This is a genomic window from Pseudonocardia sp. CA-142604 (genome assembly GCF_050948475.1).
Taxonomy (GTDB): Bacteria; Actinomycetota; Actinomycetes; order Mycobacteriales; family Pseudonocardiaceae; genus Pseudonocardia; species Pseudonocardia alaniniphila.
Genome location: NZ_CP192045.1, coordinates 3,519,201 through 3,531,507, shown reverse-complemented (window position 1 = coordinate 3,531,507; position 12,307 = coordinate 3,519,201). Strand labels below are relative to the sequence as shown.

General features: G+C 69.1%; 11 protein-coding genes. 5 read left to right on the top strand and 6 right to left on the bottom strand.

Annotated features, from left to right (window positions below):
* Positions 1-476: 476 nt before the first annotated feature.
* Positions 477-914 (bottom strand): hypothetical protein, encoded by a 438-nt coding sequence (locus ACQPZQ_RS16175; RefSeq protein WP_433296473.1) that lies wholly within the window; start codon positions 912-914, stop codon positions 477-479.
* A 154-nt stretch (positions 915-1,068) separates the two neighbouring features.
* Between ACQPZQ_RS16175 and ACQPZQ_RS16170 the strand changes: the two genes are divergently transcribed.
* Positions 1,069-1,515, top strand: a complete 447-nt coding sequence (locus tag ACQPZQ_RS16170) for a GNAT family N-acetyltransferase (RefSeq protein ID WP_433296471.1) — start codon at positions 1,069-1,071, stop codon at positions 1,513-1,515.
* A 237-nt stretch (positions 1,516-1,752) separates the two neighbouring features.
* Here the strand turns inward: ACQPZQ_RS16170 and ACQPZQ_RS16165 are convergent, their stop codons facing one another.
* Entirely contained in the window at positions 1,753-2,481 is a 729-nt protein-coding gene (locus tag ACQPZQ_RS16165) for an SDR family NAD(P)-dependent oxidoreductase (RefSeq protein ID WP_433296469.1), read from the bottom strand.
* 52 nt (positions 2,482-2,533) lie between these two features.
* Between ACQPZQ_RS16165 and ACQPZQ_RS16160 the strand changes: the two genes are divergently transcribed.
* Complete coding sequence (locus ACQPZQ_RS16160; protein WP_433296467.1) at positions 2,534-3,151, top strand: TetR/AcrR family transcriptional regulator; 618 nt, start codon at positions 2,534-2,536, stop codon at positions 3,149-3,151.
* A gap of 609 nt (positions 3,152-3,760) precedes the next feature.
* Positions 3,761-4,936 (top strand): FAD-dependent monooxygenase, encoded by a 1,176-nt coding sequence (locus tag ACQPZQ_RS16155; protein WP_433296465.1) that lies wholly within the window; start codon positions 3,761-3,763, stop codon positions 4,934-4,936.
* A gap of 262 nt (positions 4,937-5,198) precedes the next feature.
* Here ACQPZQ_RS16155 and ACQPZQ_RS16150 read toward each other — a convergent pair whose 3' ends face one another.
* From ACQPZQ_RS16150 to ACQPZQ_RS16135, 4 genes are read right to left on the bottom strand one after another with little or no spacing between them, the layout of a single operon-like run.
* A complete protein-coding gene (locus ACQPZQ_RS16150) occupies positions 5,199-6,011 on the bottom strand; it encodes an ABC transporter ATP-binding protein (protein WP_433296463.1) in 813 nt (270 codons plus the stop codon).
* Positions 6,011-6,910, bottom strand: coding sequence for an ABC transporter permease (locus ACQPZQ_RS16145; RefSeq protein ID WP_433296461.1), 900 nt, complete (start codon positions 6,908-6,910; stop codon positions 6,011-6,013). The genes ACQPZQ_RS16150 and ACQPZQ_RS16145 overlap by 1 nt, the downstream gene beginning before the upstream one ends.
* Positions 6,910-8,034: an ABC transporter substrate-binding protein gene (locus tag ACQPZQ_RS16140; protein WP_433296459.1), complete on the bottom strand. Its 1,125-nt coding sequence runs from the start codon at positions 8,032-8,034 to the stop codon at positions 6,910-6,912. The genes ACQPZQ_RS16145 and ACQPZQ_RS16140 overlap by 1 nt, the downstream gene beginning before the upstream one ends.
* Positions 8,035-8,075: 41 nt before the next feature.
* A complete protein-coding gene (locus tag ACQPZQ_RS16135; RefSeq protein ID WP_433296457.1) occupies positions 8,076-9,020 on the bottom strand; it encodes a 2-dehydropantoate 2-reductase in 945 nt (314 codons plus the stop codon).
* A gap of 208 nt (positions 9,021-9,228) precedes the next feature.
* Between ACQPZQ_RS16135 and ACQPZQ_RS16130 the strand changes: the two genes are divergently transcribed.
* Both ACQPZQ_RS16130 and ACQPZQ_RS16125 read left to right on the top strand, forming a co-directional pair.
* The gene (locus ACQPZQ_RS16130; RefSeq protein ID WP_433296454.1) at positions 9,229-11,031 is read left to right on the top strand and encodes a helix-turn-helix domain-containing protein; all 1,803 of its coding nucleotides are present in this window, start codon (positions 9,229-9,231) and stop codon (positions 11,029-11,031) included.
* 160 nt (positions 11,032-11,191) lie between these two features.
* Entirely contained in the window at positions 11,192-12,022 is an 831-nt protein-coding gene (locus ACQPZQ_RS16125; RefSeq protein WP_433296452.1) for a class II aldolase/adducin family protein, read from the top strand.
* Positions 12,023-12,307 lie beyond the last annotated feature (285 nt).

Below are 12,307 nucleotides of genomic sequence, written 5' to 3'. Positions count from 1 at the left end.
TGCCCGAAGAGCCGGCCGTCGGGTTGGGTCGGCCGCACTGGACTGCAGAGTCGCCTCCGGGCCCGCCGCTGACGCCCGCGCCATCGGCACCGCCATTACCTCCGGGTGAGTCCGCTCATGGTTCGTGATCAGGTATGACTCCGGATCGGAGTAGCGGACCGCAGCCGTCGTGAAGGACGCCGCTTCCTCGTCGGGTCCTGGGCGAATAGAGCGTTCGCCGCCTTCAGGATTTCATTGGCCCGGCGGAGCTCGGCGTTCTCTTTACGGAGCCGGCGCAGTTCCTCCGCCGCGGTTGGCCTCGTCCTGACGGATCCAGCTACGCAAGGCTCAGCGGTGCACTCGCAGGCGTCCCTCGCCATCGATCTGCGGCTCGACCCGACAGCCGCCGATCTCCACAGGGCCTCCCGCGTCCGGCTCAGACGTCCTCGGTCACACCGCTGTCCTCCCTCGCCGCTCGAATTGATGAGCAGCCCAGGTCACAGCGAGACAGGTCGTGACACGCCGGCGAGCGCGGCGACCTCGTGGGGCAGATCAGGGCCGGCAGACAGCGTGCGCACAGCGTCGGCGCGCAAGGTGTCGCAGATCTCCCGGACGAGCCGGGCGAGGAGGTCGGCCGGGCCGGTCAGCGACGAGAGGACGGCGTGGTCGCCGGTACGCCGCACGACGGCGTAGGCGGACGGCGAAGGATCGCTGTCGCCGACCTCGCACAGCAGGTAGACGTCGTGGCGGTCGTCCGACACCCCGCGCGCCGACCGGAACCGGGCGTCGCCGCGGAGCAAGAGCAGCCCGTCGCTGAGCGGGGCGGAGAGCGGGTCCCCCGGCGGCGGGTCGAGGGACGAGCTCTGAGTGAGCCTGTCGCTCTCACCACCAGCGGACCGCGCCCACCGAGAAAGCACCACAGCGGCGAAGCCCATGTTCGCGAAGCACGAGGCGGAGTGGGCCGGAACACCAGCAGGTCGCCTGAGGGGGCAACGAGTCGACGTTCGGCTGATATCTGCGGCCGTCGGTACTTCTCGAGCCGGCCGGGTGAAAGTGTGTCCACGGGGCCGGACACGAGGAGGGCACGACATGACGGGCGTGCACCTGCGGGAGATCACCGATGAGAACCGCGACGCGGTCTGTGCGCTGCGTGTGCGCAAGCACCAGAGGAAGTTCGTCGCCTCCGTGTCCTGCTCGCTGGAGGACGCGGCCGACGAGCCCGAGGAGAATCCCTGGTATCGCGCGGTGTACTCGGGAGAAGAGCCGGTCGGCTTCGTCATGGTCTCGCTGCCCGACTCGGACGGCCGGTTCTACCTGTGGCGGCTACTGATCGACAAACGCCACCAGGGCCGCGGCATCGGTCGGGAGGTACTCGCACAGATCGTCGACACGGTGCGCTCGGAAGGCGGCTCCGAGCTGTTCACCAGTTACGAGCCCGGCAAAGGCGCGCCCGGACCCTTCTACCGGAAGTTCGGGTTCGAACCCACCGGTGAGATCGACGACGGCGAGATCGTCCTCAAGCTCAGCCTGCGCTGACACCAGCCGTCACCCGGGTTGCATCGCGCGCCCGGCGACAGGCGGTGTCACCGCTCGCGCCGGACGTACGCTCGTCGAAGTGAATGATCTCCGCTGAACAGGCGCGTCGATACCGCGATCTCGAGTCACCTGGAACTGGAGCTGGTCCTCCAGCTCCGCTGACTCCGCGGAGAACGACGCCGCCCAGACCACCCTCGAGCCGATCCCCGTGGGCTCCACGCTCAGCAACGACGTAGCTCAGGAAGCCGGGGTGAGGGCGTCGAACACCGCCTCCGCCTCGTCCCGGGTCACGTACATCCGCCAGGCGGTGCCGGCGATGTCATCCGGGTTGAGCGTGGGTAGCTGCGCGCCCTGTTCCACAAGCGTGCGGTGGATGTCGCCACGTTCGATCAGCCCGCCGATCGTCAGAGCCGCGGCATAGACGCCCTGCTCCCGGACGGCGGCGGCAAGCGTCAGGACGTACATGCGCAGCGCTGCGGACGCCGGTGCGAGGGTGCCCAGCATCGGCATCGGTTGCAGACCGCTCAGCCCACTGCCGAAGAAGAGGGCTCCGTCGCCGCGTTCGAGCATCCGCGGCAGCACGGCTGCGACGAGGTCGACGGCGGGCACCACCGTGTTTTCGAAGGGCGCCCGCACCGCGGCAGCGTCGGCCCCGGGGAGCGGGGCGATCCTCGCGCCGAGGTCCGCCGCCGCCGGTCCGTGGTACACGGTGTCGATCTCGCCGAGATCGGCGGCGATGCGGGCCAGCACGTCGCGCACCTGCTCCGGGTCGGTGACGTCGGCGGCGTAGCTGCGGGACTCGATCCCGTCGGCTGCGAGCTCGGCCCGGTATCCGGCGTGGCGCGCGTCGGTGCGCGACACGAGCGCCACGGCGAAGCCCTCCCTCCCGAACCGCCGGGCCATCGACATCCCGAGCCCCGGGCCCGCGCCGAGGATCGCGATCACCTTCACAGAACTTGAGGTCATACTCAACTTTCTACCGGTAACCTGAGACACCCGTCAACTTCTTGGGTGGAACATGGCCTTGCGCAAGGACGCTCAGCGCAACCGCGAGCGGCTCGTCGAGGCCGCACGCGCGGTCTTCGCCGAACGCGGTCTCGATGTGGCCCTCGACGAGGTCGCCCGCCGGGCGGGCGTGAGCATCGGCACGCTGTACAACCGCTTCCCGACCCGGGCAGAGCTGGTGCGGGCGGTGTTCGCCGACCGTGCGGAGACCGTCGTCCGCCTCGCCGAGCACGCGCTGGCGATGGACGACGCATGGGCCGGGTTCACCCACTTCGTGGAGCAGGTCTGCCAGATGCAGGCCGCCGACCGCGGCTACAACGACCTGTCCGCGCGCAGCATCCCGCAAGCAGCGCCGACCCCGAACCACGCGCGCGGGTACGAGCTGATGACCGAGGTCGTCGAGCGCGCGAAGCGCGGCGGGGCGCTGCGCCCGGACTTCGTCCTGTCCGACATGGCGTTCGTGACCTGGGCGATCACCCGGACCATCGAGGCCACCGCCGACGTCGACCCGGAGGCATGGCGCCGCCACCTCGGCTTCGTCCTCGACGGCCTGCGCGCCGCCGCAGCCCACCCGCTTCCGGTGCCCGCGCTGGAGCCGGAGCAGGTCGCGCGCATCATGCGCGACTGCTGACCCGGCCCGCGCTCGGCGCCACGAGCGCGATGAGCACGCCGCCGACCACCACGTGCATGGCGAGGAGCACCGACGTCGCGGCAACCCGAACGCCCGGCGAGAGCGGAGGCGAGCGAAAGCACGGGCAGCCCTGCCCGTCCTCGCAGCTGGGTCGACCCCTGCCGCCGCTCGTCCCGCGCCGGTCGGTCCCTGATCGCCTCCACGACCAAGGGCACCAGATGCTGCCACGGCGGCGACCCCACGACAGTCATCGGCCCGAGCAGCGCTCTTGCCGAAGTAGGCCGCCACCGTCTCGATACTGCGGGCCATCAGGTCCGCGACCGATTTTGCAACAGACGGTGCAGGTAGCTACGGCCAGCGCTACCGGTGCTGTCCTCGAATCGTCCGAGCGTCGATGGCCGTTGCTGAGCGATCACGCGCGAGCCGCGACCACGGGCCCGCGTAGCTCCTCGACTCGAGCAGTGCAGACCGGTCCAGGACCATCGCGTCGTACCTCTCTACGGGTTCCTCGGCGGGATCCTGCAGAGGCTCACGCGGTGGCCCCCCTCACTCCCCCAGGCACGCCGTCGAGACCCCGAACCTCCACCACCGGCACCTACCCTTTCTTGTATGAGCACGCTGCGGGTGGCAGTCGTAGGCGGAGGGATCGGTGGCCTGTTCGCCGCGATTGCGCTGCGGGAGCGAGGGATGGAGGCGACGGTCTACGAGCAGGCTGCCGCGCTCGGCGAGATCGGTGCGGGCGTCTTCGTGACTCCGAACAGCCTCCGCCTGCTCGACCGGATGGGGTTGCTCGGCCGGGTCGAGGAGGCGGGCGCGCTCATCGGTCCCAACTCCGCGTACTTCCGCGACGACGGCACTCCGATCCCCGCTCGCGTGAGCTCGGACCCGAGCGGCTCGCGCCCCATCTACGGCATGCACCGTGCCGACCTCATCGAGATCCTCGCCGGCGCGCTGCCCGCAGGCGCGGTCGCGACCGGGCACCGCTGCGTGGGCTACGAGGAGACCGACGGCGGTGGGCGGCTGCGCTTCACGAACGGCACGACGGCGGACGCCGACGTCGTCGTTGGCGCCGACGGCATCCACTCCGTCCTGCAAGGGCACGTCGTGGAGCCCTCCACGCCCATCCCCTCGGGCTCGGTCGCCTACCGCGGGCTCGTCCCGCGCAGCGTCCTGCCGGGCTGGCCCGTCGAGGCACGCCTGCTGTGGATGGGGGAAGGCCGGCACATCATCGTCTATCCCATGCGCGGCGACACACTCCTGAACTTCGTGGGCTTCGTTCCCGCGGACGACGTCATGCGCGAGTCGTGGTCGGCACCCGGCGACCCGAAGGAACTCGCCGCCGAGTTCGCCGGCTGGGACGCACCGGTCGGGCGGCTCCTCGAGCACGTCCAGTACACGTTCCGTTCCGCGCTGCACGACCGCGAGCCGCTCGCCCGGTGGACAGCCGGGCGCCTCACGCTGCTCGGCGACGCCGCGCACCCGATGCTCCCGCACCTGGGGCAGGGCGCGAACCAGTCGATCGAGGACGGCATGGCGCTCGCGACGCTGCTCGCCGCGAGCCCGCAGGAGCCCCAGCGGGCGCTGCTCGCCTACGAACGCATCCGCAAGCCGCGCACCGACGCGATCCAGGCCGGCGCACGTGGGCAGGGCCGCCGCTTCAACTCCGAGTTCGACGAGCTCGACGAGCGTGACGCCGCGATGGCCGAGTCCGAGCGCTTCCTCCACTGGCTCTACGACCACGACGTCCTCGCCGAGGCGGAGGAGGAGGGCCTCGCCCTACGCTGAAGCGCGGTCTGCAGGCAGGTAGCTCGACCACATCTCTCCCGCAGCACGTCATCAGCGAGGGGGTCAGTCGGACGCACCGGGCCCGGTCCACCGCGGCCCTCACGATCGCTCCTCCCCCAGGCATGGTGGAGCCCGCCCGGCGAGGGCGCACGCGCTTCCGAACCATGAATCCCGCGAAACAAGATCCATATCTCCCGGCTGGCCTCGGACGCCCGGCGGGGTGGTTGCCGCTGATGACGGGCTCTGTGGGGTGTCGCCGCCATCAGGTCCTCTCCGGTGGTGCTCTGTCGGTGATCAGGAGCCGGTCGCTCGCGGTGTCCTGGGAGGCGGTGATCAGATCGACGAGCGTGGAGACGGTGGTCCGGCGTTTGGTGTCCGCATCGAGGTCGGCGATCACCCGCCCCCGGTTCATCACCAGCAGCCGCTGGCCGAGTTCGAGTGCGTGTTGCATGTTGTGCGTGATCATCAGCGTGGTTGTGCCCATTTCCGCGACCAGCTGTTGGGTGAGGCCGCGCACGCGGATCGCGGTGGCGGGGTCGAGCGCGGCGAGGTGCTCGTCGAGCAGCAGCACGCGGGGCCGGGCCAGGGCGGCCATCACCATGGTCAGGCTCTGTCGCTGGCCCGCCGAGAGTAGCCCGACCTTGTCGGCCAGCCGGTTCTCCAGGCCGAGACCGAGGCGTGCCAGCTGCTCGCGCATCCGCGCGCGTTGCGTGCGGCCGAGCGCGAAGCGCAGCCACCGGCGCCGGCCTCTGGCCATCGCGAGCGCCATGTTGTCCTCGATGCTCAGCCCTGGCGCTGTTCCGGCCCGCGGGTCATCGAATACCCGCGCCACCCTGCCGGCCCGGCGGTACTCGGGCTGGCGGGTGATGTCTGTCCCGTCGAGCCGGACACGGCCCGCGGTCGGCCGCGCGGCGCCGGAGACGACCTGGACCAGGCTGCTCTTGCCGGCGCCGTTGCTCCCGATCACGGTAGCGAACTGGCCGTCGGCCAGGGTCAGCGTCAGTCCGTCGAGTGCAGTGATCTCGTCTGCACGGCCCTGGTTGTAGACAAGCCGGACGTCGTGGATCTCCAGCATCAGGACGCCTGCATCGGCTCGCGGGCCAGGACGCGGCCAACCCGGCGCAGTCCGGAGCCGAGGTAGCGGTGTGCGGCCACCGCGATCACCAGCGTCAACGCGGTCACGCCCTTCAGGTCCGCGGCGGGCAGTCCGATCCGCAGAGCGCCGACGAGGATCAGCCGGTAGACCAGCGTGCCCACGAGCACGCAGATCAGGATCCGCCTGATCGCCGAGCCGTCCGGGCGCGCGATCAGCTCGCCGAGCAGGATCGCCCCGACACCGGCGACGAACGTTCCGATGCCCATGTTGACATCCGCGTACCCCTGGGTCTGCACCACGAGCGCGGCCCCGAAACCGGCCAGGCCGTTGGCGAGCACGAGCGCCAGCATGGTCATGGCCCGCTCGTCGACACCCTGGCTGCGGGCCATCTGCGGATTGGCCCCGCACACGCGCAGCGCGAGCCCGATCTCGGTGCGCAGAAACAACCCATACAGCGCAAGCACCGCGGCGACGATCGCGGCGAGCAGCACCGAGGACGAGATGTCCCCGCCGTGCCCGAACAGTGTGATGGCGCCCAGCAGACTCACCGTCGGCGCTCCGAGCACGTGCAGCGTGACGCTGAACAGGCCGATGCTCATCACCAGCCCGGCGAGCAGGACCGGCACCTTCAGCACGAGGTGCAGCACAGCCGTGACGAGCCCCGCGAGCGCCCCGGCACAGGTGCCGGCCAGCACAGCGAGGACCGGACCGATCCCGGCCACGAGAGCGATCGCGGTGACGGCACCGCCGAGCGCGAAGCTCCCCTCGACGGTCAGGTCGAAGTCGCTGCGCAGTCGGAACACCGTGTGGATCCCGAGGAACACCACCACCAGCGGCAGACCGGTGACCAGGGTGTCCAGCAGGAGGTGCTCGAGCATCAGCGCACCGTCGCCGTGCTCAGGATTGCCTGCGGGAAGCTGAGACCGAGCTGGTTCATCGTCTTCTTGTTGATCGCGAAGTTGATTCCGGTCGGGCGACCGAACGGGACCTCGCTCACCGGCGTCCCGGTCAGGACCCTGGCCGCTGCCCGGGCGGCCAGCACCCCGAGGGTCGGGTAGTCCGGCCCGATGCTCGCCAGCACGCCGTCGACGTTCGAATCCCCGCCGGACACGTAGACCGGAACGCCGGCCGCGCCGACCGTGGAGCCCACCGCCGGAAGGCCCGCCAACACCGCCGCGTCCGGCCCGACGAGCACCGCGTCGGCGCGTCCGACGAGGCTGCGGGCCCCGCTCGCGACATCGGCAGGCCCCGAGATGGTCGCCTCCACCAACTCGAGCCCGGGGTGCGCAGCGACAGCCCGGCGCAGGGCGTCGATCCACACCACCATGTTCTGATTGGACGGGTCGTACACGGTGCCCAGCCGGGTCGGCGCCGGCCGGACCGTCATGATCTGATCGAGCAGCCGCGCCGGGTCGACGTAGTCGATGCTGCCGGTCACGTTCCCGCCGGGCCGCTCCAGGCTCGTCGCGACGCCGGCACCCACCGGATCGCCTATCGCGAGCGCAAAGATCGGGCGGCTTGTCTCCTGATGAGCCAACGCGATCACGGCGGGCGTCCCGATCACCGCGAGGGCGTCGTCGGCCGAGCCGGCGAGATCCCGCGCCGCGCTCGCGATAAGGCTCTGATCGCCCTGCGCATTGATCACATCGAACGTCACCGGCTTCGGTGCCATCGCCCGGGACAGCCCGTCCCGAAACGCGCGCACCGTCGCATCGATCACGGAAGCCGAGCTGATCTGCAACACGCCGATGCGGTAGCCGGCGCGATCGGCAAACGGTCTCGCATCACCCCGAGGGCCTGCACCACACCCGGCAACAAATACCGAAACCAACAAAAACCCGGCAGCCGCAGGCATCGTGCGGCGCCAGAAACGACGGGTCACGTTCCCACCTCCGGGTTGAGCGAGAAGAAGAATTTCTCGTAGGAAAGGAGAGCAGCTCGACTGAGGAAGAATATGCAGACTCTCCGGGTGTGAATGACTCGCCACACGGTCCGCCTGCACAGGGGCATAGCTACGGCGCTGACAGGAGGGTGCGCCGGGCGTCAGATTGTGTCTCGTGCTCGGTCGTTGACGGAAAGGCCACGCAGCAGGGCCAGGATGGTGTCGCTGACCGGGGTGGGGATGCCGTGCCGGCGGGCCAGGCGTACCACCGTGCCGGTCAGTCCTTCGTGTTCCAGGCCTCGGTTGTTCTCCAGGTCCTGCAGCATCGAGGTGGTGCCGTGCGGGTCGAACGCTTGGAGCCTGACCAGTGCCTCCGAGGGCGAGGACTCGTCGAACCGGGCCCCGACCGCCCGTCCCACCTGGACGGTCTCTTCCAACAGAGCCAGGGCCAGCTCGGCGACCGGTGGTTCGCCGAGCACCTCGAGCCGCCGGCGGGTCAGGACGGTCAGCGGGTTCGCTGTGGCGTTGATGAGCAGCTTGCGCCAGGCCTGGGTGGTGAAGTCGGGTTCGGTTTCGGTGACGATGCCGCTGTCGTTGCACAGCTGGGCGGCCTGCCGGCCGATCTCGTCGTCGGGCAGCACCAACTCAGGATCGGCGTGGCGAATCTGCACGCTGCCCACCGCGAGTCGCTCGGCGATGAAATAGACGAGCGCGGGCACGACGGGCGCGGTGGTGAGTTCGGCGAACCGCTCGCGGTGATCGACCCCGTTCTGGGCGGCGACGATGCGGGTGCTCGGGCCGACCAGCGCGGGTAGCCACTTGGCCGCCGCCGGTGTGTGCGGCAGTTTGGTGGCCACGAACACCCAGTCCGCCGAGGTGTCTGCCTGGGCCGGATCGGTGTGCCAGCGCACCGGGTAAGCCCGAGGGCCGTCGCCCTCATCGATCACGACCACTGGCCGCTCCGGCGCGCTCCGGCTGCCGGCCACTACGCGGTGTCCGGCACGTGCGAACCAGGCGGCCAGGGCCGTGCCCACCGCACCGGTGCCGACCACAGCGATGGTTTCGGGTGTAGCGGCGGCCCCGGCGCTGGTGGGTGGGCTCGACATGGGCATCCTTTTTGTTGATCAATTGCAAATATTCTGCGATGGGCGAATATGGCCCAGAGTGCCCGTTACGGCAATACACCGGAATGTCAGGAATCAGTGGCCCGCATCCTCCACAGCAGTTGTCATGCCTCGAGCCTAGAAAGCAAGCGCGTAGTGTGGCATGGATAGACCAGCCAGCTTCCATCCTGGCATTGTGGGGTTTCTCTACATGACAACATGGCTTGACCTCCTGCTGGCCGACGTTCCGGTCGAGGACATGCACCGTCATGGGGAGGGGCTGGCCGAGGGCGAGCGGCAACTCGAGGCGGCGTTGCAGCTACGCGCGCTGCTCGAGCAGCGTCGCCGCAGAGCTGCCGAACTGACGGCGCTGAACGATGTGGCCGCACAACTGACGAGCACACATGTCGTCGACGATCTCCTTCAGGAGATCGCGGTGCAGGCCCGGCGGCTGCTCGGTGTCGACCTGGCCTACATCGGCCTGATCCGCGGCGACGAGACCGTCTTCGAGGTCGTCAGCGGCGGCTTGACCACACAGTTGCTCGGTCGACGTATCCCACGGTCAGCAGGAATGCTCGGCCTCGTCATCGGGCGTGGCGAGCCGTACTGGACCAGCGACTACACCGGTGACACGGCGTTCAGGGGGTTCGACGACATCGCCACCGCGGAGCAACTCCATGCGCTGCTCGGCGTTCCCCTGCAGATCCGCGAGCGGGTGCTCGGAGCGTTGTTCGCGTGTAAACGCAGCGAACGTCACTTCACCGACGATGAGGTCGCCCTGCTGGCCTCGCTGGCATCACATGCCGCGATCGCGATCGACAACGCGACCACGCTGCAGCGCCACCGCGAGACGGCGGCAGAACTGCAGGCCGCGAACCGGAGACTCGAGCGAACCCTCGCATGGGATCGGCAGCTCACCCGCGTTGTCCTGCGTGGGGGCGGGGTCGAGGAGCTCGTGGCCGAGATCGCCGCCGCGGCCAGCGGCCGAGTCGTCCTCCTCGACAAGGGCGCGCCCGCACCGGCGGATCTCGCGCAGCGCTTCCCGGCGCTGTCGGATGCACTCGCGTCGATCAGCGCGCACCCCCGATCAGGACCGTCTGCGCTCGGCGAAGGGTCCGACGCAGTCCTCGTCGCCGGCGTCGTCGCCGACCGCGAGGTACTTGCCACGCTGCTCGTGGTCGACGGCGAGGACGACGCAGATGACCTGCTGCTGCTCGAACGGGCAGCTCCGGCGGTGGCACTTGCGATGGTCAGGGAGCGCGCGGTGTCCGAAGCGACCCGCCTGACCCGGGACGCGATGGCTATCGACCTGCTGACCCGGCCCGCGTCCGACCCGAGGGCGTTGCGTCAGAGGATGCGCAACGCCGGTCTCGACCCCGCTACCGCTTACTGCGTCATCGCCGCCGCCTGGCAAGGCGAGGTACCTCGCGATAGTCGCGACGACCTGACTACAGGGCTACCGGCACACAGCGTGGTCGTGCCCGACGGCGACCGACTTGTCGCGATCGTTCCCACGCAGGAACCGAACGCACTGGTGCGTGACTGGAGCGCTGGTTCACGACATGGAGCGACCGCCGGCGTCGCCGGGCCCGCCGAGCGGCCCATGCAGCTGCATAACTGCTACACCGACGCAGTTGCCACGCTGGACGCCCTGTTGACGCTCGGGCGACACGGCGAGGCGGCCACGGCGGAGCAACTCGGCCTCTACCGGATCCTGCTGACCCACACCGGACGGCGCGCGATGCACGCGCAGTTCGACCACGAGCTCGGCCCTGTTCTGCGCGAGCAGCAGCGCCGCAGCATCCCCATGTTGGCGACGATGAAGGCATATCTCGACCATGGGGGTCGGGTAGCTCCGGCGGCGCGGGCGCTGGGAGTCCACGTCAACACGATCTACCAGCGCGTCGCCGTACTGGACGACCTGCTCGGCGACTCCTGGCGTAAGCCGCCCCGCTCCCTGGACCTCCACATCCTGCTACGGATCATGTCAACGCCCGGTCTCGCGCAGGCATGACATGGCGAAGGCAACTGTTCGGGGTGTCGCACTCCGCGGGCGCATCGCGCCCAGCAGCAGATCCAGCCATGTTGTCATGTAGAGAAACCCTACAATGCCAGGACGAAAGCTGGCTGGTCTATCCATGCCACATTACGCGCTTGCTTTCTAGGCTCGAGCCATGGCAACAGATGTTCATGATGCCCCCGTCGAACAGCGAGGGCGGCACGGCGAGGTGAACGTTTTCCGGGCCGGTGACAGTGGCCTGCCCGCCCCACCGCAGAATCTGAGCTCCGCCGAGGAGCGACTTCTGCGCAAGCGGGAACTCGCCGCAGCCTTCCGCCTCTTCGGAGAGTTCGGATTCTCAGAGGGAGTCGCCGGCCACGTCACGGCACGTGATCCCGAGTATCCCGACCACTTCTGGCTCAACCCGTTCTCGATGAGCTTCAGCCAGATCCGGGTCTCCGATCTGCTGCTGGTGAACGAGCAGGGCGAGGTCGTCCAGGGCAATGGCGTGGTCAACCAGGCCGGTTTCTACATCCACTCCGCGGTGCATCAGGCGCGGCCGGACGTGATCGCCGCCGCACACGCCCATTCGCTGCACGGCATGGCATTCGCCTCGCTCGGAGTGCCACTCGACCCAATCACACAAGATGGTGCGGCGTTCTATCGGGATCTCGGGCTCTACACCGAATACGGCGGCCCGGCGGGCTACCAGGACGAGGGCCAGCGCATTGCCGCCGCCGTCGGGGACACCAAGGGCGCGATCCTGCGGAACCACGGGTTGATCACCTGCGGACACACCGTCGGCGAAGCAGCGTGGTGGTTCATTACGCTCGAGCGCTCATGCCGGGTGCAACTGCTGGCGATGGCGGCGGGCACTCCGATCAGCATCGACGACGAGACTGCGGAGTTCACACGCAAGGAGGTCGGGTCGCATTACGCCGGCTGGCTGAGCTTCCGTCCCCTATGGGACCAGATCACCACCCAGCAGCCTGACTTGTTCGACTAGAGCCTGTCCTCATAGGGTGTTTGATCTTGGACGGGCTCCCACCATTTCTTGATCATGGACCAGAGCTCGATCACTCCGGCGTTGTGGACGTCGTTGAGGAAGCTGCGGTTGACGTTGCCGTAGCCGCCGTAGTAGCCGGGTGAGCAGCTTTCGAAGTAGGCGCGACGCGGTTCGCCGATCCTATGCGTCAGTTCGCACCACTGGGCTCGAGCAGCCGGTTCGGGTTCGACAGTGGTGGTGATGTCGTGCTCGACGTTTCGACCACGTCCGCCGAGCGCCGTGGCC